The organism is Bosea sp. 685 (assembly GCF_031884435.1).
Lineage (GTDB): Bacteria > Pseudomonadota > Alphaproteobacteria > Rhizobiales > Beijerinckiaceae > Allobosea.
In genome coordinates, this window is sequence record NZ_CP134779.1 from 5,658,075 (window position 1) to 5,681,483 (window position 23,409).

Consider the following 23,409-nt stretch of genomic DNA (forward strand, 5'->3'; position numbering starts at 1 on the left):
AAACGGGCTCTGAGCTCAGATTCGCCGGTAGCGGCTCGTCAGCAGCGGCAGGGCATCGTCGCAGGAGACGACGCCGCGCAGGACGAGATCCTCCAGCTGCGCCAGCACCGACAGACCGGCCGCTCCGTGCAAGGCCGGGGCGAGGCCCTGATAGATCGCCGGCACCATCAAGGCGATGCGCTCGTCGCCCACGCTCAATCGGTTGAGGATCGCCGCCTCGCGCTGGCGGCGATGCTGCACCAGGCCGCGCAGGAAGCGTTGCGGCTCCATGACGGGACCGCCATGGCCGGGCCAGTAGAGCCGGTGCTCCATGCCGCGCAGCTTTTCGACCGAGGCCATATAGGCCGCCATCGAGCCATCGGGCGGAGCGACGATGCTCGTCGACCAGGCCATGATATGGTCGCCCGAGAACAGGCTCGCCTCCTCGGCAAGGGTGAAGGCGACATGGTTGGCGGTATGGCCGGGGGTATCGACCGCCGCCAGCGTCCAGCCGGGACCTGAGACATGGTCGCCGTCGCGCATCAGTAGATCGGGTGCATAGGTGCGGTCAGCCGCGGCATCGAGTGGATTCGCCTCGCCCAGCGCCAATTCGCGCGCCGCGCGATGCGGGCCGCAACCGACGATGCGCGCGCCCGTCGCCGCCTTGACGGCAGGGACGGCGGGCGAATGGTCACGATGGGTGTGGGTGACGACGATGTCGGTCACGGTCTCACCCGCGACCGCGGCGAGCAAGCGCGCGACATGGGCTGGGTCGTCCGGCCCCGGATCGATGATCGCGACCCGGCCGCGCCCGACGATATAGGTACAGGTGCCGGTGAAGGTCATCGGCCCGCCATTCCCAGCGATGACGCGCCGGACCAATCGCGAAAGCTCCGCGATCTCGCCCGGCGGGGTCGTGGCCGTCCTGTCGAACTCGATCTCGTCGCTCATGCCTCGCCTTGCGCTCCGGGCTGCCCATCCGCGCACTTGCCGCGCGCTTGTGAGGCTTTGCCGCATTTCCTATAGACGCGAAAGATGGTCGCGCGGCGCGGCCCTGCTGAACAGGATCCAACGCGGATGGCAGACATGCTCCCCCTTCAAGCTCCCACCCTCGTCCATGCGGCGCTTCCGGCGGTCTCGAATCCGCGTGCGGCCATGGCCCGCAACATCGCGCTCGCCGTCGCCGGCAGCCTGCTGCTTGTGCTCGCCGCCAAGATCAAGGTGCCGTTCTGGCCGGTGCCGATGACGCTGCAGACGCTGGCGGTGCTGGGCCTGGGCGCGGCCTATGGCTCGCGGCTCGGCGCGGCCACGGTTGCGCTCTACATCGGCTATGGCCTGGCCGGCCTGCCGGTCTTCACCAATACGCCTCCGGTCGCGGCCGGCCCGCTCTACCTGGTGGGGCCGACCGGCGGCTTCCTCGTCGGCTTCGTTCTGGCGGCGGCCGTTGCCGGCTGGGCGGCCGCGCGCGGCGCCTCCTTGACCCGTCTCGTCGTCGGTTTGCTCACGGCCGAGGCGCTGATGCTCGGCCTCGGCTGCCTGTGGCTGGCGCTCGGTGCGCAGATGGCCGGCGGCGTGACCGGCGTCGGTTTCGCCAAGGCCTTCGCCTTCGGCGTTCAGCCCTTCCTGCTCGGCGACGCGCTCAAGGTCGCGCTGGCGGCCTGCTTTGTCGGCACTGGCTGGTCGATGCTCCAGCGTCGCGGCTGAACCGCACGCAGCAACGCAATGTGAAGGCCGGGGGAAACCCCGGCCTTTTTCATGTCGTGGTGTCGAGGCGGTGGTCTAGGGGCTCAGCCGGCCGGGCGCGAATCGCCGCAGCTCTTGGGCATGTTGAACGGCCGCAGCGTTTCGCCGCATTTGTCGCAGGCCGCCAGCATGGTCGCCAAGCCGAGAATGCCGATGATCTGGAAGAGACGCTTACGCTTCATGATGTCGAGACCGCTGCTGAATTGGCCCGCAGCCTACAGGGCCTGACCGCGCTTCGCCATCATGGAAATGCTGCTGGCTGCTCGGAGCTTGAATCGAGATAGCGCCACCGCTGGAATCAGAGCACGTCGCTTGTAGGTTTACGACCGATAGCCGACCGCGCGGACCAGCGGACTGCGCAATGGAGCGGGCACCTGCCGCGAGGAGAGGTCGAGTGTCCTGACTGTGATTTCATCGAGGAACATGGGTTTCGCGAAATAGTAACCCTGCGCGAGTCGGATGCGCGTGGCGGCTTGGAGGTAGAGAAGCTCCTCAACCGTTTCGACGCCCTCCACGATGATTGACATGTCCAGCGCTTCGGCCAGCGATTCAATTGTCTTCAGAATGCTTTGGCTGCGCGGGCGCTGGTGAATTGCGGTGATGAATGAACGATCCACCTTGATCTCGTCGGCCGTGATGTCAGCGAGCGCTGCCAGCGACGAATATCCGACGCCAAAATCATCAATGGAAACGCGCGCTCCGATCTCTCGGATCATCGGCAGGACCTGCGTCTGGAACCGACTCTTCGACAGAAACGCTTCCTCGGTCAGCTCGATCATGAAACGTGGGGCACAGCCGGTGGCTTCGATAGCGTCGACCAGCGAGCGCATGAATACGGGCTCGTCCGCCTGACGCGCGGCGACGTTGAGGCTGATGGTCGAGGTCGCGCCGAACGCACCGTCGATACGATCGATTGCGCCTGTTGCTTCGGCAAGAACGAGATGCGTGATCTCGTCCATGAGCCCCAGCTCCACCGCCAGATTGACGAAGTCACCCGGCGGGTGGATCGCGCCCTCCTCGTCTATCCAACGCAGCAGCACCTCGACGCCGACAACTTCGTTCGAGCGAAAATCGAACTTCGGTTGATAGGCGCAGCGGAGGCGTCGGTCTCGAACGGCTAGCCGAAGTCGCTGCTCGATCTTCATCCGTTCGCTCGCGGCGTGATCAACCCCGGGGCTGAAGAACTGCACGCTGCCTTTGGTGGTGCCCTTGATCCGGTACATCGCTCGGTCCGCGTTGGAGCAGAGCGCGTCATAGGAGCAGCCGTCGGCAGGGTAGAGGCTGACGCCGACCGAGGCGGAGGTGAGGATCTCGCTGCCCTCGATGAAGTAGGGCTCCTTCAGCCGGGAGAGGAAATGTTCGACCCTGGCGGCGATCTCTTCCATCGGCCCGGAGGGCGAGAGCAGCAACACGAATTCGTCACCCCCCACACGCGCCATCAGATCGCAGGGGCGCAGTTCGCCGCTGAGGCGCCGGGCGACCTTGACCAACAGCGCGTCGCCGACGGCATGTCCGTAATAGTCGTTGATATTCTTGAAGCCATCGAGATCGAGAAAGGCGAGGGCGAAGCTCTGTTCGGGATCCGATGCCGTCAGCGCGGCCACGCTGCGCTCAAGCAGGCCTCTATTGGGTAAACCGGTGAGATCGTCGAAATAGGCACGCCTGAAGAGGTCGTCCTCAAGCGCGCGCTGTTCGGTGACGTCAAGGGAAAGGCGCACCTGATGTGGCACCCCACCGATGGAAAGCGAGAATTGCTGCACATTGATGGTGCGACCAGCCAGCGCGGCATCCCGCTGGCCCGCCGGCAAGGCGGCATGAGCTAAGCCCTGGCGGTTCGAATAGATCGATATGTGCTGGCTTGCGGCCGCAATTCCGACCGGAAGGCCGTCAAGAACGTCCAGCAGCGTGGCGAAGTCGATCGACGCGGTCATTTGCGATCTGTCGCAGCTAGCGCTTGAGAATCTGCAGGCGCGCGTCTTCCAGCAGGCGCGAGACGCCGGAGCCCGGCAATTCACCGGAGCTGTCGGGTGCCGGAGGCTCTCGGACAGGGGCGACATTGGCCTCCTCGTCCTTCACAGTGCCGCGCCACCGCGCAACGACCGTTGTAATGAACTCGCGCTGCGTCGCCACCTCGGCGTCAATGGCCGAAGGGGCGGTGGATTCGCTGCGGGGCACCGCCGTTTCCTCCAGCCGCCGAAAGGTCAGGCGGGCCGGCATCGGCATGCCCTCGCCGAAGCCGACCACCTCGCCGGTGCCGAGGGAGGGAACGAAATCGAGCAAGTTTGCTCCAGCATCGGCGACCGCCGAGCGGAGCAGCGCTTGATCGTGGTCGTTGGCCATACGCATCGCCAGCAGGGTGGAGCATTGCGAGATGATGGTGGGATCGAGCTCAGCCGGCCGCTGGGTGACGAGGCCGAGGAAGACGCCGTATTTGCGGCCCTCCTTGGCGATGCGGGCTAGGGCGCGGCGGGTCGGGCCAAACCCCAGGCTGTGATCGGCAGCAGCGTAGCGGTGTGCTTCCTCGCAGACAAAGAGCAGCGGCATTGCGCCATCGCTCCATAGGCCGAAATCAAAGGCAAGCCGGCATAGCACGCAGACCACCGCATCGACGACTTCCACCGGCAAGCCGGCGAGCTGCATGACGCTGATGGGCTTACCGTCGGGCTCGAGCCGGAAAAGATGAGTAAGCAGGCCAACCATGGTGTCGCCGCCGACGCTGGCATTCTCAAACATGAAGGCGTAGCGCGGATCGTTCTTGATGGTCTCGATCCGCGTCATCAAGCGATGATAGCTCATACGCGAAGATCGGTTCTCGAGCTTGCCCATGCGATCATCGATGAGCGCCAGCAGATCCTGCAGCAGATAGGGCACCGGTGTATCCACGGTATAGCTGGTGCGCTTGGGATTGCTTTTCTTGAAGCCGAGCCGATCGGTGGCGGGCTTGTATTGCAGGTAGGTACTCTTGGCGATCGGGATCAGCTCGGAGAGTATTTCCAACTCCTCGGCCACGGCGGGACGGCCGCCATAGATGACGTCGGTCAGTTCCTCGAAGCTGAACAGCCAGAAAGGCAGCTTCAGATTGCGGGGGCTGATGACATTGGCCCGTTCGCCGAAACTACGGCCATACTCATTGTGACCATCGAGCAGGAAAATCCGCACATCCGGTCGTGCGTTGAGGATTTCCTGAAGGATGACGGTGACGCCGCTGGATTTGCCCACGCCGGTGGAGCCCAAAATCGCGAAGTGCTTGGAGATCAAGCTATCGACGTCGATATGGGCCGAGATGGAACTGTCGTGGTTGAGATGGCCGATATTGATCGTGCGTTGGCCTGTGGGGGTGTAGATCAATCGAAGATGCTCGCGACTGATGAGATGGGCCGCGTCGCCGATAGCGGGATAGTCGGAAACACCGCGGCGAAAGGACTGCGATCCGTTGGCATTGCTGACGATTTCACCCATCAGCGCGACCCGCGCCACCGCACGGTGCTCCCTGGCGGCTTCGGAAGCGGAAGGCCGCGTCGAAACCTCGGTGATCATGCCAATGAGGGACAGCGGGCCGGCATCGATTGCCAGGAAACGGCCTACGGTCGCCCTCGCGCCCTTGTCGGGCCAGGGCGCAGGCAGGTCGATCTGGGCCTCGGAGCCGCGCACGGAAAGAACGTGGCCGACGGGACCTGCCATTCTGGCGGAGGCCGGGCCTCCATGGTCGTCGCTAAGCTGGTTCAAGAGAAGCCCCCTTCAGGCATAAAACGGCCTGCCCAGGGATTAAGCACGAAAGGGCTTACGAAGACGTTGATCTGATTCGCGCAAACAAAACCGTTTGATGTTGGAGTGTCCGCACCATTAAGCCTGCCCTTCCTAGCCCGCTGCTCTTCATGCCCTTACGTCATTCATTAATTCTGGACGAGGTCGTCGACGAACAGGAAACCAGCAGGAGCCTTCCCGAGGAAGGCAAGAACGATGAGAGCAGGATGCATGGGCACGGTTTGAGCGACTAGCTCTTCATCTGACGGCGTGCGGCGCAATCTGGTCAACGTATCGGCGATGGTCCGCTCACAGCCGAGGCGCTGATGCTCGGCCTCGGCCGCCTGTGGTTCGCGCTCGGCGCGCAGATGGCAGGCGGACGACCGGCGTCGGCTTCGCCTTCGGCGTTCAGCCTTTCCTGATCGGCGACGCGCTCAAGGTCGCGCTGGCGGCCTGCCTTGTCGGCACCGGCTGGTCTCCACTTTTCGCCAAGGTCGCCTTCGTGCGCTGAAGCGGAAGGCGGCTGCTCCCATCCGAGAGCCAGGGGAAGTCCACCTCAAGTCGCACGACGCAACCGGTAGCGTTGACCGTCCCGAGATGAGGCGAAAGGGCTCGCGTGTCCTCAACACATCGAGGCTGGTGGTCATCGCCAAGGACGAGCGACTACGATTTCTGCAACAAACGAGGGGCTGCTACGTCCCTCAGGTCTTGCTTGCGAACGATGTCCGCACGAACGCCTCAAGCTCCTCATCAGCGTCCGGATAGGTCGTCTTCCAAATCGCCGCAGCCATCATGCCGAAGGCGAGCGCTCCGACATGGACGGCATAGGCAACGCCATCGACCTGTCCCGATCCGAGCAGCAGAGATACCAATTGGAGTCCGCCCCAGTATCCAATGAATGCCCAAGCAGGCAGGGTAATCCGCTTCCAAAGCGGAAGGTGAAGAATGAGCGTCCGCATCCGGGCGTGAGGGAACAGCACGAGATATGCGCCGAGCAATGCCGAGACCGCTCCCGATGCCCCGATGACTGGAAACCGGGAAGACGGTGCGAGCAGCCAGTGAACGATGAAACCCATCACACCAAGGAAGGGAAACACCAGCACGAAGCGCCACGGCCCGAACAGGCGTTCCAAGGAACGGCCGAAGACCCAGAGGAACAGGCAATTCCCCGCGAGGTGAAAGAGGTCGGCGTGCAGAAAGCTCGCGGTGATCAAGGTGTGCAGATTGCGCCAAGGGTAGACGGAGAACTGGATCGGCGTGAACCCGAGGCTGGTGATGAGCGCCCAGTGCATGCTGGAGAACTCGTCAGCGGCAGTTACGGCGATCATTCCTACTAGGAGAACCCAAACGGCCGGAGACCGGTAAGCATGGGTAAGATTGTCAGAGTAAGGAAACATTGACAAACCAGTTTGCGTGACATCGCTATTACAGCGAAAAGATACACGCTATCCGTGCTAAGGGAATGGGGCCTAGGCTGGTGAAGAACTTTGGCGGTCACGTCGGCGTGGCAGTGTTCGGTGCTCTGTCATTCGCCCTCACCGTGGCTCTTGTTACGGTTATCAGCCGCGTCACGGGCTTCAACTTGTTTTCGCTGAGTGTCTGGATCGTCATCCCTGCCGGAGCGATGATCACCGGTGCCGCCGCTGCCTCCGGGTACTATTTCGGCAGCCTGCTCTTCCACACTCGACCGACATGGTTCCTGCTGGTGCAGGTCATTGTCGTCGCGGCTCTGGCCCAGTTGGCGATCTATTACGGCGAGTATTCCACGCTCGTGCTTCAGAATGGAGTTCGCGTCGCCGACCGGATTGGGTTCTCGGAATATATGGACCTGACCCTGACGTCGGCCCATCTGAGGGTCGGACGCGCTCAGACTGACACGGGTGCAGTCGGATCATTCGGCTATTGGCTAGCTGCCTTCCAGTTCGTCGGCTTCATTCTCGGTGGCGTGGCGACCTACTTTTTCCTCCGTCGCCATCCGGTTTGCCAGAGCTGCTCTCGCTACCTGAGGACGCTCGCGACGAGGAAACAACACATCAACGACAACGAGGTCTTTTCCACCTACTACGATAACCTGTTCAAGCACCCTGTCGACGGGCCGGAATTCGCCGAATGGCTGCAATACGATCCCGACAATAAGCAGATCAAAGAGGGCACGGTCCTCGCCACCTCCACCCTTAAGGGCTGTCCGCACTGCAAGACGCAGCGCATCGAGCAGAGGGTGACGCTCCACGGGAAGAAGGACTGGAAGGACATTCCGACCTTAGCTCGGAATATCGCCATCCCGGACGGGATCGACCTGAGGTCCGTGTTCAAGGGCGAAGTTAATGCTAGCCGACAGCAACGGGCTGAGCCGACCCTGGCTTGAACAAGCTCAACAGCTTCGCCCTGCGTAATGCAGATGCCATGTATACCGCCCCTGTCGTATCCAGAAAGGGCGGCCCAAGGCCGAAATTCGCGCAAAATCAACAATATTCGGGAAAACCAGTGGTCGGAGTGGCAGGATTTGAACCTGCGACCCCCTCGTCCCGAACGAGGTGCTCTACCAGGCTGAGCCACACTCCGATCAACTGGTGCCGGGCTTATAGCCAGCGTGGAGCGCGGGCGCAACAGCATCCGGGGCATTGTGACGCCGATTTCTGCAAAGAGATATTCTGCCGCGGTGCGAATGGTTGCGCGCGGCTGCGCCGCGTTCTAGAAGGCGCGGCACGTTGGGGCGTCGCCAAGTGGTAAGGCAGCGGTTTTTGGTACCGCCATTCGGAGGTTCGAATCCTCCCGCCCCAGCCAATTCCCCGCAAGACCGCCAAATCGGCCGTCGCAGTCAAACCGATCGCGATTCAGCGGCCGCTCCTGATTGCGCAGGGCGATCCTGCGCCGCATCAGCCGGCTGAGGCGCGAAGACATCCAGTTTCGGCAGGGCAATCGTCACGCGCAGGCCGCCCTCACGGCGATTCGCCAGCGCGATCTCGCCGCCATGGGAGGCGACGACGGCCCGTGCGATCGTCAGGCCCAGGCCCGAACCACCGGTTTCGCGGCCGCGCGATTCCTCCAATCGCACGAAGGGCTGGAAGACGCGCTCCATCTGCGCCTCGGGCATGCCGGGACCATCGTCCTCGACCGTGATTGAGAACTGTGTCGGCGTCTCCGCGATCCCGACGATGGCGCTGTCGCCGTATTTCACCGCATTGCCGACGATGTTCCAGAAGGCCCGCTTCAGGGCGAGCAATCTGCCGAGGACGCGGCCATGGGCGCGCGCATCCAGCGTGATCCGGCGGCCCTGATCGGCCTCGTCATCGACGATGGTTTCCAGCACCGAGACGATGTTGATCGGGCGAGCAGCCTCGCTCGAGTCGCCGCCGCGCAGGAATTCCAGCGTCGAATCGATCATCCCCTCCATCTCGGAGAGGTCGGCATCGACGAGATCGCGCGTCGCCTCGTCATCGAGCAATTCGGAGCGCAGGCGCAAACGCGTGATCGGGGTGCGCAGATCATGCGAGACGGCCGCGAGCGCCATCATCGCCACTCCGTCAGCTTGTCGTGCGCGGCCGATCGACTACCTGCAATTGTCGCATCTCGACGTTTGCCTGATCCAGCCAAAATCCCATGTCCATCTCACGATACATCATGGTCACGGTCGTGAGTTGGTCGCGGGCTCGATCCGGCAGACCCCCGCGCAGATACATCTTTCCGAGGCCAAAATGGCAATGCGCGGCAAGTGGACCCATTTCGAGCTTCATCGCGAGCGCGAGGGCTTCCCGATAATAGCCTTCGGCATGTCCCGAAAGGTCGCCGCTGACAGAGGCTTCACCAAGAAGACGCAGAGCGCTTGCCTCGCCGCTTCGTTGACCGTGTTCGCGCGCCAGGGTCAGTGCTCGCTGGGCAAAATTAAGAGCTTCTGCGGGTCGGTCGAAGCGCATATACGCTTCGCTTAGAGACACCAGGAAAAGCGACTGCGCAAATCTGTGCTGCATCTTTTCGAAAACGCCCAGTGCCTGTTCCAGGAGCGGAAGACCATCCTCGGCTCGTCCCTGCAGCGCGTAAACGTAGCCGAGGCTCCCCGAATTGCCGGCTACGAGGAAAGGCAGATTCCACTCACGCGCGACCGCAAGCCCACGCTCGAGCAAGCCGACAGCGCGGCTCAGTTCCCCCTGCTGGCAAGGAGATCGGCCAGACACCAACTGACAATGGCCAGGCTGTAGGGATGGTCGACCGCCTCGGCTAGGCGGATGCCTTCTTCACCATGTGCAATCCCATGCTCGAACTTGCCCCGATCGGCATAGATGCGCGTGAGAAAAGCCCGCGCACTGATCGCAGGAAATCCTGCCAGGAAAAACTGTTCAGTGCTCAGTTCGTCGCCAAGCATCTCCAGAACGTGCAGCAAATGATGCTCCGCCTGGCGATAATCCAGCGTCGAGAAGCAGGCCAGCCCGAGAAAGAGAGCAGCTGCCACTTGCAGCGGAACATCCTTGAAAAATCTGGCAAGAACCAGTGCATCCCTGCCGAACGTGACCGCATCCTCAGGATTTCCACTCAAGTTGAGGGTCTGGCACATATGCACGTAAAACAGGCAGAGCCTTTTTTTATCGTCGAGCCGTTTGGCCAGTTCCCCGGCCTCGCGAAGATAGGTGACGATGCGCTGGAACTGTCCGAGCGGGAAGAGCGCTGTCTTCAGGTCGAAGCGAAGATCTATGGCCTGTTCCAGTGTCTCCCTGGTCTCCGGCAGCGTCTCAAGGAGACCGAGCGCCCGCTCAAGGAATGTGGCCGCCTCACGGTTGGCCCAGCGCGCCTGCGCAAGCCGGCCAGCCTTCACCCAATAGCCGACCGCCTCGCTTGCCAATCCTGCTTCTGTGAAATGGTGGGCGACAATTTCAGGCTGGCTTTCGGTCTGCGCCGGGAATTTTTCGATCAACGCTTTGGCGATGCACGCATGCAATCGTTGCCGACGGCCCCTGATCATCGTTGCATAGGCTGCCTCCTGCACGAGCGCGTGCTTGAACAGATAGCTCGCATCCGGAGGCGCGCCCCGGCGCGAAACGAGGCCGGAACTCGTCAGACGTTGGAGCGCCGCATCGATATCTATCGGAGCCAAGCCCGATACCGCAGCGATCAGTTCGTGAGAAAACTCCCGTCCGATCGCGGCACCAATCGTGGCCACCGCCTTAGCGGGGCCGAGCAGGTCGAGGCGAGCTGCCAGCGAAGCCTGCAGCGTCGTCGGGACGGCGCGCGGCGGTAGTGGCCCATCGAGGACATCGCTGTATGATACCTCGCGTACCAACTCACTCTCAAGCAGCGTGCACGTCAGTTCCTCGATGAACAGGGGAATGCCATCCGTGCGCGAAAGGATTTTCTCGACGACGACATCGGGGAGCGCCTTGTCCTGAGTCATGCCCTGAATGATTCCGGCGCTGTCGCCACGGCCAAGGCGGCTCAAAGGCAACATCGTCACATGTGGCTGGCCAACCCAGTTCAGCTGGACCTCGGGGCGGAGCGTAACGAGCACCAGCAATGGCAAGTTTGTGGCGCGGTTGACTATTCTATCGAGCAAATCCAGGGAAGTCGGATCGATCCAATGAGCGTCTTCAAACACAATCAGGATTGGCCCCAGCGATGCCGCGCCATCGAGCTGGTTGAGAAGAGCGTTGAAGGTCATCTCGCGCTTCTGTTGCGGGTTGATCGCCAGTGCGGGATAGCGCCCGTCCATCGGCACCCCTAAAAGCTCGGCGATAACAGTCACGTCGCGCGGCAGGTTTGTCGTCGTCGGCTTGAGCAGCGCCTCCAGCCTGTCCAGCCTTGTACTGGCGCTACTACCGGGTGCGAAGCCGGCGTCCTGGTTGATTTGGGCAATGAACGGGTAAAGCGCGCTGTGCGTATGGTGCGGAGAACAGAAATAGCGAAGGTTAGTATGCCGCTCTTGCTTGAGCGTGACCAGGAGGCTCTCGGCGATGCGCGACTTCCCGATACCGGGCTCGCCCGAAACGACCACGACACGACCCTCGCCGGCCCTGGCCTGATGCCAACGGCGCAGCAGCAGTTCCATATCTTCCTGCCGCCCGACAAGCGGGGACAGTGTAGCTCCGCCCCGCGCATCAAACCGGCTGACGCTGGACATCTCGCCATGCACCTGCCACGCCTCGACCGGCTGTGACCGCCCTTTTACCTCAATATCGGGGAGCGCGTGGCAGTCGAACATCCGCCCCACCAGCCGTCGTGTGAGGGCCTCGACTATGATTTCACCCGGCGCGGCAGCAGCCTCCAGCCGCGCCGCCAGGCCTGGAGCCTCGCCAATCGCGATATGCTGCGGCGCATGACTGGCCCCCCATTTTTCACCGACGACAACGAGCCCGGTAGCGATCCCCACGCTCGCCTGGATATTAACACCGGAAGACGCATGCAGCCTGCCGATCGAGTCGAGGATGGCAAAACCGGCGCGCACAGCTTGCTCGGCGTCATGCTCATGAGACGTCGGGTAGCCGAAATACACAGTAACGCCATTGCCCTGGTACTGGGCGACAAATCCGCCAAATCGCGCTGCTGCATCGGCCACCATCTCGTGAAAGGTGGCGACCAGATCGTGGCCCTCTTCGGGATCAAAGCTTGCCAGAAGGGTCATGGAGCCAATCACACTGCAAGTCATGATTGTCAGTTGGCGTTGTTCGAGAGTGTCCGATCTATTGGCAACCATGGCCGAAGGATCATCGTGTTGCGCCGCGGCGGTCTCGGCCCCTATCTCCGGCCCGGGTGAGCCGGGCATATCTGGATGGCGCTCGCCGTTCTTCCGCGAGATCCCACTGGGCTTTGCGCCACGAAGCTCCGCGACAAGTGATTGTGTTGCCGCATCCGGTTCCGCGTTCAGCTCCCGCCTGATCAGCACAACAAAATCCTGGTAGTGCTTGAGCGCCTCGGCTGTGCGTCCTGCGGCAGTCATCGCCTCTATAATCAGCCGGTGAGCGTCCTCGCGCAGGCCGTTCATGGCTACGGCCCGGTTGACAATGTTGAGAGCGGACCCCGGGTTTCCCGAATTCAAAGCGTGCCGACCATGTCCGATCATGGTGTCGAGCGCCAGCTCCTCCAGGCGCTCCCGCAACGCGGCGCGCCAATCCGACCACGCGTCCTGTTCGATATTCAGGTCGGCAAGCAGCGGCCCCTGGTAGAGAGCGACAGCCGCAGCGAGCGAAGCGGGGCTACCCTCACCGATCAAAGCCTCGAAGCGAACCGCATCGCAAGCGATGATACCCGGTGCGAGCGAGATCTCATCGTCGCTGTTGATGAAAGCATCCCGGCCTAGAATCCGGCGCAGTCGAAAAAGGGCATAGCGCAGATTCTGTCGCGCCTGGGTCTCGAAATGCGAGCCCCAGAGAAGCGTCGCGAGCTTCTCACGTGATTGAGGCCGAGGTGCCGTATAGGCCAGATAGCTCAGCAGCCCCGCGAGCTTCCTGCCCTGCAGATGGATAACGCCGTCCTCTGCCGTCAGCTCAAAGCGTCCAAGCAGCGACAGACCAAACTTTGCGAGTAGCGCGGTGTCTTTCATTCCATCCGTGGCACTGCCACATCGACAGTCTCCCTGAAAGCACATCTTGCACGGTGGGCGCGCGCCGCCAACACAATTAACGCTGCCCTAACGCACAACTAACGTCGGCAAAATGGCGGCCAGCTAAAGTCCCATGGCTTGCTCTGTTTCTCTGGCTGGCAGCGGAATTCTGGAAAAGAACATGAGTGCTTCTATCAATTTCAACGCGAGAGCGCAGGGGCCGCGTCTGGCGACAGCGGCGCTCGTTTTCATAACCTTGCTGCCGCAGATCGAGCCGAACCATGTTTCTGTCGTTCATGTCCCGGCCTGTTGCCGGACGTATTGATTTCCTGAATCGTCGAATTCGAGGTCGCGGCATGTTCTTTCGAGCCCTTTGGACGACATCGGCTGCGTCGATACGCTACCAAAAGTTGCTGGGTTCAACGGCGCTATTGGCGTCGCTGGTCGCGCTGGCCGCGCCGTCCGAGGCCTTGGCCGCCTGTTCGGGTGTCAACACCGGCGCGGTGCTGTGCGACGCCGCCAATCCCAGCGGTGGGTCATTGCTGACGAGTTTTGCCGGCACCAGCACGGTCAATGTCGGGGCAGGCGCTGGCATCAACACCGGCATCGTCTTCTGGGCTGCCGCCGCGGCAAGCGTTTCCGCCGGCGACCTGACCTTCAACCACACCGACCCGGCCGGCATAACTAGCTTGGTCAACGGCCACGCGATCGCGCTCAACAATACCGGCCCGGGCGCGATTACCTATAACGGCTCGGCCAACGTGACGTCCGCCGCCACAGGCATCTCGGCGGTGGGGAATGGCCCGATCACAATCACGCAGTCGGCCGGCGTGGTGACGGCTGTCAACAATGCAATCAACGTTGACGGAGCCGGTGTTGGCGATATTACGATCAACACGGTGGGCAGCCAGATCAATGGAAATATCCAGGCGATAAACTTGGGCGTCGGTGGGGTTGCCGTGACCACGCAGGCCATCAACGGGTCCCTGCGGGTCCTAAGCAACGGCGACCTCAATGCAACGGTCGGCGGTGACATCAATGTTGCTGGCGGCAATCCTCTTGCGGCCTTGGTGACGACGATTCAAGGCGCGGGCAGCATGAATGTTGCCATCAACGGATCGGTTTCGATCAACTCCGCGTCGGCGTCCGGCGTGATTGTCGCTTCCAACGGCGTATCGGCCAACGCCCGGGTCTTTACCATGAGCGGGAATACCACCGCCCTCGCCACCAGTACCGCCGCGAACGACAGTGTGACGGCAACTGGCGTGGGCGTGGCCGCGGCCGGTTCGCTGCGGGCGAGTTTCTCGGGCGCGGTCTCGGCAACCGCCACCGCGACCGGGGCTGGAAGTACGGCTACGGCCACGGCTGCACGCGCAGAAGCCACCGCTGGCTCCGGTGATTTATCGCTGGTGCTGAACGGGCCGGTCCAGGCCACGGCCACCACGGACAGTACGGGCAGTGCGAATGCCACCGGGGTCCAGGTTCTTCTGGGCACCCCCGGAGGCCCCAGCAGCAGCAATCGCATCAGCGTCACCGCCAACGACACCGTGTCCGCCACGACGATCGGCGGCGACGGGCTGGCGATTGGCATCCTCGCCGCCGCGCAAGCAGATCTTTCGAATGGAAGTGGGATAACGATCCTTGCCAAGAAGGATGTCAACGCGGTCGGATCGGGCATCGCGGTAGGTGTTGCCGCCACCGTTCAGGGTTTGGGCATTCCGGGTCAACCTGCACTCGCTGGCATCAGCATCACCGTCAACGGTTCGATCACCGCCACCGCGCCGAGCGCCGTCGGCATCGGTGCTTCAATTCTCGACGCCGCCAATGCCAACCCGCTGACGATCCGCGTCGGAGGCAACGTGACCACCACGGGCGCGGCGGCCAGCAGCGGCGGCATCGGCGCACTAAGTTTCGGCACTGGCGACATCATGATCGACGTGGGCGGCAGCGTGCAGACCCCGGGTATCGGCATCTCCGTAACGCGCCTCGCCGCCGGCAACATTTTCATCAATGCCAACAATATTACGGGCACGACCGGCGTGGTGACATCGGGCGGCACGGCGACGCTGGTAATCGGCGGCAATGTCACCGGTACCGGCGGCACCGCGGTCCAGTTCGGCGGCACCAACGATATCCTGCGCTTGCTTGAACGAGCCACCATTAGCGGAAAGGTGATCGGCACCGGCACCAGCATTTTGCAACTGGCCGGCACGAATTCGGCGACGTTCGATATCTCTCAACTGGATACAGGTTTTGCAAGAATCGACAGCGTTGCCGGATCGAACTGGTTGCTGACCGGCAACTCCGGCTTCGGCGGCCCGGTCAATGTCGATGGTTCCCTTGCGATCAACGGTCGGGTTCCGAACGCTGCTTTCATCGTCGGCGCCGGCGGTTCGATCGGCGGCAACGGCACCATTGGCGATGTTACGATCAATGGAGGCACATTATCGCCGGGCAATTCGGTCGGCACCTTGACCATGGCGAGCCTCGCCATGACGGCGGCGTCGACCTATCTCGTGCAGGTTCAGGGCACCGCCAGCGACCGGGCCGTCGTGACCGGAACGGCCAGTATTGCCGGCGCCGTTGTCGTCGATCCGCTGGCGCGGGTCGGGCAGCGCACGACCTATACCATCCTGTCCGCGGGCACGCTCAGCGGAACCTTCAACTCGTCGGGCTTCCTGCTGGCAAATAACTTCGCACGCAACCCGGTGCTGAGCTACGTCGGTAACGACGTGCTGCTCACGCTTGATCCAGGTCTGCTTTCGCCGATCCTGCCGGGTAACGCGAACATCAATCAGCGTAATGTGGCCGCGGCCATCGATGGTGCGCTGATCGGCGGCAGCACGATGAACGATGCGTTCGGCACCATCTTCACGCTGAACGGCAACGGCCTGTTGAACGGCCTCACGCAGCTGTCCGGCGAGACGGCGACAGGTTCGCAGCAGACGACATTCAATGCCATGAGCCAGTTTATGGGGGTGTTGACCGACCCGTTCATGGACGGGCGGGGTGATGCGACGAATACGCCCGGCATGGCGTCCGGTTACGCCGCCGAGACAACGCTGGCCTATGCGGCGATGAGGCGCAATCCGAGCGACGCTCTGGCGGCGATATCCACCAAGGCGCCGCCGCCGGTGCTATTCGCGCAGCGCTGGAACGTGTGGGCGGCCGGCTTCGGCGGGTCGCAGAGCACCGACGGCAACGCCGTGCTCGGCTCGAACAACACGACGTCGCGGGTTTACGGCATCGCGGTCGGCGCGGACTATCGTTTCTCGCCATTCACCATTGCCGGCTTCTCGCTGGCCGGCGGCGGCACCAATTTCAGTGTCGCCAATAACGGCACCGGACATTCCGACCTGTTTCAGGCCGGTGCGTTCATCCGGCACAATGTCGGTGCCGCTTATGTGACGGGCGCGCTGGCCTATGGCTGGCAGGACGTCACCGTCGATCGCACCGTCACCGTCGCCGGCATCGATCAGCTGCGCGCGCAGTTCAATGCTAATGCCTGGTCCGGGCGTGTCGAAGGCGGCTATCGTCTGGTCGCCCCGGTCATCGGCGGCGTCGGGATCACGCCGTACGCCGCGGGCCAGTTCACGACGTTCGATCTGCCGGGATATGCGGAGTCAGTGGTGTCGGGCGCCAACACGTTCGCGCTGGCCTACGGCGCCAAAAGCGTGACCGGTAGCCGCGGCGAACTTGGTCTGCGCATCGACAAATCCTTCGCCATGCAGGAGGCGATCCTGACCCTGCGCGGCCGCGTCGCGTGGGCGCATGATTTCAACCGCGACCGCAACATCGGCGCCACGTTCCAGACGTTGCCCGGCGCCAGCTTCATCGTCAACGGCGCGGCACAAGCCTCCGACTCCGCGCTGGTCACCGCCGCTGCTGAAGTGAAGTGGATGAACGGCTGGTCCACTGCTGCCACGTTCGAAGGCGAGTTCTCCAACGTGACACGCAGCTACGCCGGCAAGGGCGTGCTGCGGTATTCCTGGTAAGGCGCAGCGATCGACACGCTCGCGCGTCTGGAGGTTTGGCGGGGTGTCGTCGCTTGCGAGCGCGACTTCTCCGACGTCTCGTCGGTCGATGGCATCGTCGTCCGTGAAGAACGCTGATTCTAGAGCATTTCCGCGTTTCTCCGAATCGCGGAAATGCTCTAGCTCCTTGTTTTAACGCGTTTTCTTCACGCGAACCGGTGTCCACTCCGCTCGAAAATGCTCTAGACTGGAGCATGCTGAAGGGTGGCCATTAGCAAGCCGAGAATTTAGCCAATTCCCCGCAAAACCTCCAAATCGGCCGCTGAAGTCAGACAGGCCGCTGTTCAGCGGCAGTTCCTGATTGCACAGGGCGGTCCTGCGCCGCATCGGCCGGCTGACGCGCGGACAGATCCAGTTTCGGCAGGGTGATCGTCACGCGCAGGCCGCCCCCGCGGCGATTCGCCAGTGCGATCTCGCCGCCATGGGAGGCGATGACGGCGCGGGCGATCGTCAGGCCCAGGCCCGAGCCACCGGTTTCGCGGCCGCGCGATTCCTCCAATCGCACGAAGGGCTGGAAGACCCGCTCCATCTCAGCCTCGGGAATGCCGGGACCATCGTCCTCGACCGTGATTGCAAACTGCGTCGGCGTCTCCGCGATCACGACGACGGCACTGTCGCCGTACTTCACCGCATTGCCGACGATGTTCCAGAAGGCGCGCTTCAGGGCGAGCAGGCGGCCGAGCACGCGGCCATGGGCGCGTGCGTCGAGCGTGATCCGGCGGCCCTGATCGGCCTCGTCATCGACGATGGTTTCGAGCACCGAGACGATGTCGATCGGGCGAGCAGCCTCGCTGGAGTCGCCGCCGCGCAGGAATTCCAGCGTCGAATCGATCATCCCCTCCATCTCGGAGAGGTCGGCATCGACGAGATCGCGCGTCGCCTCGTCCTCGAGCAATTCAGAGCGCAGGCGCAAACGCGTGATCGGGGTGCGCAGATCATGCGAGACGGCGGCGAGCGCCTGGGTGCGCTCGGCAACGAGGCGCTGGATGCGCTCGCGCATGGTGTTGAAGGCGCGCGCGGCGCGGCGGACCTCGGCTGGACCGGACTCATCGAGCGGCTGCGGTGTCTGGTCGAGGCTGAAACGCTCGGCCGCGATGGCGAGATCGCGCAAGGGCCGCGTCGCCCAGCGCAGCAGCAGCACGGCGACGACGATGATGCCGATGCCGAGGCAGATCATGACGGTCATCAGCCCGTCATCGCCATGCTGAGCCGCGCCCGCCGTCGACGAGAAATTCACCCAGGAGCCATCCTCGAGCCTGACCGAGACCAGCATCATGTGGCGATAGGCATCGGCCTCGCCCGAGCGGAGCGCGCCGTCATCGGCGAAGCCGAGGCGGAAGGATTCGGCGGCGAGATCAGGCACGAGCTCCTTGAGCCGGGCCTCCATCGCCTTCGTGCGCTCGGTCGCCGGCGCCGTGCCCAGAACGAGGCTGACCTTGCTCCAATGCACTTCGAGGCTCGCGCTCGACAGGTCATGGGCGACGCGGTCGCGCTCGGGCTCCTGCGGGATGCTGGCGATGGCGCGCTTGATCGAAACGATGCGCTCGGCGAGGCCGCGAGCGCTCTGTTGCGTCGCGTGGCTCTCGACGCCGATATGGTAGGCCCAGTAGCCGGCGAGATGGAAAGCCAGCAGCGCCACGACGAGGACCAGGATGGCCCGGCTCGCCACCGTGTCGGGCAGCGCCCGTTTCAGCATGGCCCTCACGCCGGCTGCCCTGCGCGCGACCTGACATCGGGCGTGAAGATATAGCCCGCGCCCCTGACCGTCTTGATCAACTGGCCGCCCTGAGCATCGGCTTCCAGCTTGCGGCGCAAGCGGCTGATCTGGACATCGATCGTCCGGTCGAAAGGATCGTCGCTGGTCCTGGCCTTGGCGTATTGCATCAGCGCCTCGCGCGAGAGCACGCGGTTGGCATGCTCGACGAAGACGACGAGCAGGTCGAATTCGCCTGTGGAGAGATCGACCAGCGTGCCCGAGGGCGAGACCAGTTCGCGCCGACGCAGATCGACGCTCCAGCCGTCGAAGGACACGGACTGATTGACCTGGCCGGCATCCGCCTTGCGCGTCGCCCGGGCGCGCCGCAGCACGGCGCGCACCCGCGCCAGCAATTCGCGTGGGCTGAACGGCTTGGTGACGTAGTCGTCGGCGCCGACCTCCAGGCCGAGGATGCGGTCGCTCTCCTCGCTGCGGGCGGTCAGCATCACGATCGGCACCTGCGAGGTCGCGCGGATATCGCCACATAATTCGATGCCGGAACGGCCCGGCAGCATCAGATCGAGGATGACGAGGTCGATCGCCGTATGCGCCAGGATTTCGAGCATCACGCGGCCATCCGGCGCGCCCGTCACCTGATAGCCATGACGCTGCAGGAAGCGCGCGACCAGCAGGCGGATCTGCGGGTCGTCATCCACCACCAGGACATGGCCGTGGTCGTCGGCCGCTGCTGTGACGGGTGTCTGATCCAAATCCGGCGATCCCTTGCCTTGCGCGTCCGCTTCGCATGGTCCTCTGGAAGCGAAGAGCTCCCGGCTTCATTTACAAGATAGCGCTACTCGACCCGCCATGCGCGGCCGGCATCGCAACAATTTGTAACGGACGCGGGCCGCGGCCAGTTGCTACCCAGATGCGATCGACGCTCAGGACATGCCGCCCCGCGATGCGCCCAACACCGCTCCTCATTACCTCGCTCGGACTGGCGCTTGGCGCCTGCTCGGCGGCGCCTGTTCCGGGCTATCTGGCGCGACCGGCCGATCCCGACATCCGCGTTCCGGCATTGGCCTATCAGAGCATCAGTGCCGGGTCGGCCACGCTTCGCCCGGCGGAGCCCAAGGACTGGCGCGAGCTAAACCGCCAGGTTGGTCCGCGGCAATGACCCGAACAAGAGCCGCATCATCCATGCCTGCCCCCAGCCATGCGAACCGGATCTCTCGCGTCGCCTTACTGGCCGGCATCGCCGCCCTGCTCGGCGGCTGCGCCAGCTTCTCGACCGATGGCGGCGTCGGTACGGTGCAGACGATCGCCTATTCCGAGCTGAACAAGGATGTCGTCAAGATCGGCGACGATACCTCCGCCGGCACAGCCAAGGCGCGGGTCGACAAGCTTCTAAAAGCGCCATTGACGGCCGACAGCGCCGTCCAGATCGCGCTGCTCAACAATCGCGGCCTGCAAGCCGCCTTCAACGAGCTCGGCATCGCCGAGGCGCAGATGGTCGCGGCCAGCCTGCCGCCCAATCCGCGCTTCGGCATCTCCAAACTTTCGGGCCGGTTCGAGATCGAGATCGAGCGCCAGGTCGCGGCAAGCCTGCTCGCGCTTGCCACCTTGCCGGCGCGGGCGGAGATCGCGCGCGATCGCTTCGGCGCGGCCCAATTGCGCGCGACTGAGGCCGTGCTGAAGCTCGCCGCCGAGACGCGGCGGCAATATTATCGCACTGTTGCAGCCAATGCCCAGGCGGCCTTCTTCCAGGAGGCCAAGGCGTCATCCGACGCGGCATCCGAGCTGTTCAAGCGGCTGGGCGAATCCGGCGGCATCAACAAGCTCAACCAGGCCCGCGAATTCGCCTTCGACGCCGAACTCGGTGCGCAGCTCGCGCAAGCCAGGCTGCAGCAGCGCCAGGAGCGCGAGCGACTGGTGCGCCAGCTTGGCCTCTGGGGCGACGATCTCAAGTTCAAGCTGCCCGGCACCTTGCCGCCCTTGCCGCCGCTGAAGACCGTCAAGGCTGTTGAGGCCGAGGCGCTGCGCAAGCGCATCGACGTGCAGGTCGCGCGTGTGGAGCTTGATCTCCTCGCCAAGTCGCTGGGACTGACGCAGGCGACCCGCTTCGTGAACGACGTCGATCTTCTGGGGCGACGCACCTATGATCGCGGCCGCAGCGTCCTGGCCGATGGCGATGTTGAGCGCGAGGCCAAGCGCAGCCGCACGCTGGAGCTCGAAATCGAGATTCCGCTTTATGATTTCGGCCAGTCGCGCATCGTCCAGGCCGAGCAGACCTATATGCAGGCAGCCAACACGCTCGCCGAGAAGGCGGTCAATGTCCGCTCCGAGGCGCGCGAGGCCTATACCGCCTATCGCGGCACCCATGAGATCGCCAGGCAGTACCAGAACAACGTGCTGCCCTTGCGCAAGATCATCCAGGACGAGGCGCTGCTGCAGTATAACGGCATGCTGATCGACGTGACCCAGCTCATCGTCGATGCACGCGGCCGCATCCTCTCCAATGTCGCCGCGATCAATGCCAGGCGCGATGTCTGGATCGCGCATACCGACTTCAAACACGCGATCATCGGCGGCGGGGTCGGCGCAGGAGGCGGTGGGGCCGTCGTCGCCTCAGTCGGCGGCGGCGGCGATGCGCCGGCTCATTGACCCCAGCGATAGGACATCGACATGACCGCATTGTCACGCAGGGGGTTCATCGGTTCGTCGGGCCTCGTGCTCGCGGGCGCGGCCGCCGTCTCCGGGCGAACCGCCTTCGCCTCGGTGCCGGAAGCGCCGACCATGGCGGAGGCTGCGACGCAGGCGCCGCTCGTGCCGACATCGGGGCCCGACTACCAGCCGGTCGCGACGCTGAACGGCTGGACCCTGCCCTGGCGGATGAAGGAGGGCTGGAAGGAATTCCACCTCGTCGCCGAGCCGGTCGAGCGCGAGCTGGCGCCCGGCATGAAGGCCTTCCTTTGGGGCTATAATGGCCAGTCGCCGGGGCCGACGATCGAGGCCGTCGAGGGCGAAAAGGTCCGCATCTTCGTCACCAACAAGCTGCCTGAGAACACCACCGTCCACTGGCACGGCCAGCGCCTGCCCAATGGCATGGACGGCGTCGGCGGCTTGACGCAGCCGCATATCCCGCCCGGCAAGACCTTCGTCTACGAGTTCGAGCTCAGGCGCTCGGGCACCTATATGTACCATCCCCATTCCGACGAGATGGTGCAGATGGCGATGGGCATGATGGGCTTCTTCGTGGTGCATCCAAAGGACCCGGCCTTCCGCCGGGTCGACCGCGACTTCGTCTTCCTGCTCAACGCTTTCGATATCGAACCCGGCTCCTATGTGCCGAAGGTCAACACCATGCTCGATTTCAACCTGTGGTGCTGGAACAGCCGGGTCTTTCCCGGCATCGACCCTTTCGTGGTCGGCCTCAACGACAAGGTCCGCATCCGCTTCGGCAACCTGACGATGACCAACCACCCGGTCCATATGCATGGCTACGAGTTCAAGGTCTCCTGCACCGATGGCGGCTGGGTCGACCCTGCTGCCGCCTGGCCGGAGGTCTCGGTCGATTGCGCGGTCGGCCAGATGCGCGCCTTCGATTTCGTCGCCGACGAGCCCGGCGACTGGGCGATCCATTGCCACAAATCGCATCATACGATGAACGCCATGGGCCATTCGGTGAAGACCTATATCGGCGTCGGCAAGAAGGACCTCGCCAAGCGGATCGCCAAGATCGCGCCCGGCTACATGCCGATGGGCTCGAACGGCATGGGCGAGATGGGCGGCATGGAGATGCCGCTGCCCGACAACACCTTGCCGATGATGACGGGCTTTGCCCAGTTCGGCCCGGTCGAGATGGGCGGCATGTTCTCGGTGGTGAAGGTGCGCGAGGGGCTGGCGAAGGGCGACTACAAGGATCCCGGTTCGTACAAGAACCCACAAGGCACCGTCGCCTATGAATATAAGGGCGCAGGCCTGACCGAGGCGCCGCGCGCGCAGCCGCTCGACGCCAAGGTCGCCCCCGGCGCCAAAGTCGAGCCGACGGAGTGGCGGGTCAAGGATCCGCGCAAGCCCAGGCTCGGCCCGGACGGCAAGCCGCTGCCCGCCGCCAAGAACCCGCATTCCAACCACTGACCCGAACCACCGGACAGGAGCGAACGCATGAAGCGGATGATGTCGATACCGAAACTGGCCGCATTGGCCTTGCTGCTTTCGACCGGAGCGGCCTTCGCTGCGCCAGGCGCTGCCGGCCACAGCCATGGCCATGGCGACGAAACCGCCTATGGCAAGCCCGGCGACCCGAAGAAGCCTGCCCGCCTCATCCAGATCTCGATGGGCGAGCGCGACGGCAAGATGCAGTTCATTCCCGACAGGATCGAGGTCAGGCGCGGCGAGCAGGTCAAGTTCCAGCTGCGCAACAATGGCGAACTCGACCATGAACTCGTGCTGGCGACACTCGAGGAAAACCTGAAGCACGCCATCGAGATGCAGAAGAACCCCGACATGGAGCATGACGACCCGAACGCCAAGCGCCTCGCGCCGAAGAAGACCGGCGAGATCGTCTGGCAGTTCACCAAGGCCGGCGAGTTCGATTTCTCCTGCCTGATCCCCGGCCACCGCGAGGCGGGCATGACCGGCAAGGTCATCGTCAAGTGACGATCGCTGTTCTCAAACCAACAATG

The 23,409-nt window shown here is 63.5% G+C and carries 18 protein-coding genes and 2 tRNA genes; 9 read left to right on the plus strand and 11 right to left on the minus strand.

Annotation, left to right across the window (positions count from 1 at the left end):
• Window positions 1-15 precede the first annotated feature (15 nt).
• On the minus strand, window positions 16-930 hold the full coding sequence (locus RMR04_RS27640; RefSeq protein WP_311911727.1) for an MBL fold metallo-hydrolase: 915 nt from the start codon (window positions 928-930) through the stop codon (window positions 16-18).
• 135 nt (window positions 931-1,065) lie between these two features.
• Here RMR04_RS27640 and RMR04_RS27645 point away from each other — a divergent pair, with 135 nt between their 5' ends.
• Entirely contained in the window at window positions 1,066-1,683 is a 618-nt protein-coding gene (locus RMR04_RS27645) for a biotin transporter BioY (RefSeq protein ID WP_311911728.1), read from the plus strand.
• Between the two features lie 83 nt (window positions 1,684-1,766).
• Here RMR04_RS27645 and RMR04_RS27650 read toward each other — a convergent pair whose 3' ends face one another.
• From RMR04_RS27650 to RMR04_RS27660, 3 genes are all read right to left on the minus strand, one after another.
• Window positions 1,767-1,904, minus strand: a complete 138-nt coding sequence (locus RMR04_RS27650; protein ID WP_158516171.1) for a hypothetical protein — start codon at window positions 1,902-1,904, stop codon at window positions 1,767-1,769.
• Between the two features lie 138 nt (window positions 1,905-2,042).
• Window positions 2,043-3,653: a putative bifunctional diguanylate cyclase/phosphodiesterase gene (locus RMR04_RS27655; protein ID WP_311911729.1), complete on the minus strand. Its 1,611-nt coding sequence runs from the start codon at window positions 3,651-3,653 to the stop codon at window positions 2,043-2,045.
• A 16-nt stretch (window positions 3,654-3,669) separates the two neighbouring features.
• Window positions 3,670-5,403: an ATP-binding protein gene (locus RMR04_RS27660; protein WP_311911730.1), complete on the minus strand. Its 1,734-nt coding sequence runs from the start codon at window positions 5,401-5,403 to the stop codon at window positions 3,670-3,672.
• Between the two features lie 409 nt (window positions 5,404-5,812).
• Here RMR04_RS27660 and RMR04_RS27665 point away from each other — a divergent pair, with 409 nt between their 5' ends.
• A complete protein-coding gene (locus tag RMR04_RS27665) occupies window positions 5,813-5,977 on the plus strand; it encodes a hypothetical protein (protein ID WP_311911731.1) in 165 nt (54 codons plus the stop codon).
• 190 nt (window positions 5,978-6,167) lie between these two features.
• On the opposite strand, the gene RMR04_RS27670 is transcribed toward RMR04_RS27665, so the two are convergent.
• On the minus strand, window positions 6,168-6,794 hold the full coding sequence (locus RMR04_RS27670; RefSeq protein ID WP_311911732.1) for a rhomboid family intramembrane serine protease: 627 nt from the start codon (window positions 6,792-6,794) through the stop codon (window positions 6,168-6,170).
• 149 nt (window positions 6,795-6,943) lie between these two features.
• Between RMR04_RS27670 and RMR04_RS27675 the strand changes: the two genes are divergently transcribed.
• On the plus strand, window positions 6,944-7,831 hold the full coding sequence (locus RMR04_RS27675) for a hypothetical protein (RefSeq protein ID WP_311911733.1): 888 nt from the start codon (window positions 6,944-6,946) through the stop codon (window positions 7,829-7,831).
• A gap of 120 nt (window positions 7,832-7,951) precedes the next feature.
• Here RMR04_RS27675 and RMR04_RS27680 read toward each other — a convergent pair.
• Window positions 7,952-8,028 (minus strand) — tRNA-Pro (locus RMR04_RS27680).
• A 147-nt stretch (window positions 8,029-8,175) separates the two neighbouring features.
• On the opposite strand from RMR04_RS27680, the gene RMR04_RS27685 reads away from it, so the two are divergent.
• A tRNA-Gln gene (locus tag RMR04_RS27685) sits at window positions 8,176-8,250 on the plus strand.
• A gap of 34 nt (window positions 8,251-8,284) precedes the next feature.
• Here the strand turns inward: RMR04_RS27685 and RMR04_RS27690 are convergent.
• The 3 genes from RMR04_RS27690 to RMR04_RS27700 are packed head-to-tail and all read right to left on the minus strand — an operon-like array spanning window position 8,285 to window position 12,991.
• Entirely contained in the window at window positions 8,285-8,977 is a 693-nt protein-coding gene (locus RMR04_RS27690; protein WP_311911734.1) for an ATP-binding protein, read from the minus strand.
• A 13-nt stretch (window positions 8,978-8,990) separates the two neighbouring features.
• A complete protein-coding gene (locus RMR04_RS27695) occupies window positions 8,991-9,587 on the minus strand; it encodes a tetratricopeptide repeat protein (protein WP_311911735.1) in 597 nt (198 codons plus the stop codon).
• A gap of 14 nt (window positions 9,588-9,601) precedes the next feature.
• Window positions 9,602-12,991 carry an ATP-binding protein gene (locus RMR04_RS27700; RefSeq protein WP_311911736.1) on the minus strand — a complete coding sequence of 1,130 codons (3,390 nt, stop codon included), beginning with the start codon at window positions 12,989-12,991 and terminating at the stop codon, window positions 9,602-9,604.
• A gap of 281 nt (window positions 12,992-13,272) precedes the next feature.
• On the opposite strand from RMR04_RS27700, the gene RMR04_RS27705 reads away from it, so the two are divergent.
• The gene (locus tag RMR04_RS27705; RefSeq protein ID WP_311911737.1) at window positions 13,273-16,986 is read left to right on the plus strand and encodes an autotransporter domain-containing protein; all 3,714 of its coding nucleotides are present in this window, start codon (window positions 13,273-13,275) and stop codon (window positions 16,984-16,986) included.
• A gap of 307 nt (window positions 16,987-17,293) precedes the next feature.
• Here RMR04_RS27705 and RMR04_RS27710 read toward each other — a convergent pair whose 3' ends face one another.
• Together RMR04_RS27710 and RMR04_RS27715 are read right to left on the minus strand one after the other, a co-directional pair.
• Window positions 17,294-18,721, minus strand: coding sequence for an ATP-binding protein (locus tag RMR04_RS27710; protein ID WP_311911738.1), 1,428 nt, complete (start codon window positions 18,719-18,721; stop codon window positions 17,294-17,296).
• Between the two features lie 5 nt (window positions 18,722-18,726).
• A complete protein-coding gene (locus RMR04_RS27715) occupies window positions 18,727-19,491 on the minus strand; it encodes a response regulator (RefSeq protein ID WP_311911739.1) in 765 nt (254 codons plus the stop codon).
• A 191-nt stretch (window positions 19,492-19,682) separates the two neighbouring features.
• On the opposite strand from RMR04_RS27715, the gene RMR04_RS27720 reads away from it, so the two are divergent.
• Genes RMR04_RS27720 through RMR04_RS27735 form a run of 4 tightly spaced genes read left to right on the plus strand, consistent with a single transcriptional unit; the run spans window position 19,683 to window position 23,383 of the window.
• Window positions 19,683-19,898 (plus strand): hypothetical protein, encoded by a 216-nt coding sequence (locus tag RMR04_RS27720; protein WP_311911740.1) that lies wholly within the window; start codon window positions 19,683-19,685, stop codon window positions 19,896-19,898.
• Between the two features lie 23 nt (window positions 19,899-19,921).
• Window positions 19,922-21,385 (plus strand): TolC family protein, encoded by a 1,464-nt coding sequence (locus RMR04_RS27725; protein WP_311911741.1) that lies wholly within the window; start codon window positions 19,922-19,924, stop codon window positions 21,383-21,385.
• 21 nt (window positions 21,386-21,406) lie between these two features.
• Complete coding sequence (locus tag RMR04_RS27730) at window positions 21,407-22,861, plus strand: multicopper oxidase family protein (protein ID WP_311911742.1); 1,455 nt, start codon at window positions 21,407-21,409, stop codon at window positions 22,859-22,861.
• Between the two features lie 36 nt (window positions 22,862-22,897).
• Window positions 22,898-23,383 carry a cupredoxin domain-containing protein gene (locus tag RMR04_RS27735; RefSeq protein WP_410492294.1) on the plus strand — a complete coding sequence of 162 codons (486 nt, stop codon included), beginning with the start codon at window positions 22,898-22,900 and terminating at the stop codon, window positions 23,381-23,383.
• The last annotated feature ends 26 nt before the right edge of the window (window positions 23,384-23,409 follow it).

Excerpts from the sequence above, each read along its gene's own strand:
- RMR04_RS27640 (WP_311911727.1), bottom strand. The coding sequence starts at position 930 with ATGAGCGACGAGATCGAGTTCGACAGGACGGCCACGACCCCGCCGGGC.
- RMR04_RS27645 (WP_311911728.1), top strand. The coding sequence starts at position 1,066 with ATGCTCCCCCTTCAAGCTCCCACCCTCGTCCATGCGGCGCTTCCGGCG.
- RMR04_RS27650 (WP_158516171.1), bottom strand. The coding sequence starts at position 1,904 with ATGAAGCGTAAGCGTCTCTTCCAGATCATCGGCATTCTCGGCTTGGCG.
- RMR04_RS27655 (WP_311911729.1), bottom strand. The coding sequence starts at position 3,653 with ATGACCGCGTCGATCGACTTCGCCACGCTGCTGGACGTTCTTGACGGC.
- RMR04_RS27660 (WP_311911730.1), bottom strand. The coding sequence starts at position 5,403 with ATGGCAGGTCCCGTCGGCCACGTTCTTTCCGTGCGCGGCTCCGAGGCC.
- RMR04_RS27670 (WP_311911732.1), bottom strand. The coding sequence starts at position 6,794 with ATGATCGCCGTAACTGCCGCTGACGAGTTCTCCAGCATGCACTGGGCG.
- RMR04_RS27690 (WP_311911734.1), bottom strand. The coding sequence starts at position 8,977 with ATGGCGCTCGCGGCCGTCTCGCATGATCTGCGCACCCCGATCACGCGT.
- RMR04_RS27700 (WP_311911736.1), bottom strand. The coding sequence starts at position 12,991 with ATGAAAGACACCGCGCTACTCGCAAAGTTTGGTCTGTCGCTGCTTGGA.
- RMR04_RS27705 (WP_311911737.1), top strand. The coding sequence starts at position 13,273 with ATGTTTCTGTCGTTCATGTCCCGGCCTGTTGCCGGACGTATTGATTTC.
- RMR04_RS27710 (WP_311911738.1), bottom strand. The coding sequence starts at position 18,721 with ATGCTGAAACGGGCGCTGCCCGACACGGTGGCGAGCCGGGCCATCCTG.
- RMR04_RS27720 (WP_311911740.1), top strand. The coding sequence starts at position 19,683 with ATGCGCCCAACACCGCTCCTCATTACCTCGCTCGGACTGGCGCTTGGC.
- RMR04_RS27725 (WP_311911741.1), top strand. The coding sequence starts at position 19,922 with ATGCCTGCCCCCAGCCATGCGAACCGGATCTCTCGCGTCGCCTTACTG.
- RMR04_RS27730 (WP_311911742.1), top strand. The coding sequence starts at position 21,407 with ATGACCGCATTGTCACGCAGGGGGTTCATCGGTTCGTCGGGCCTCGTG.
- RMR04_RS27735 (WP_410492294.1), top strand. The coding sequence starts at position 22,898 with ATGATGTCGATACCGAAACTGGCCGCATTGGCCTTGCTGCTTTCGACC.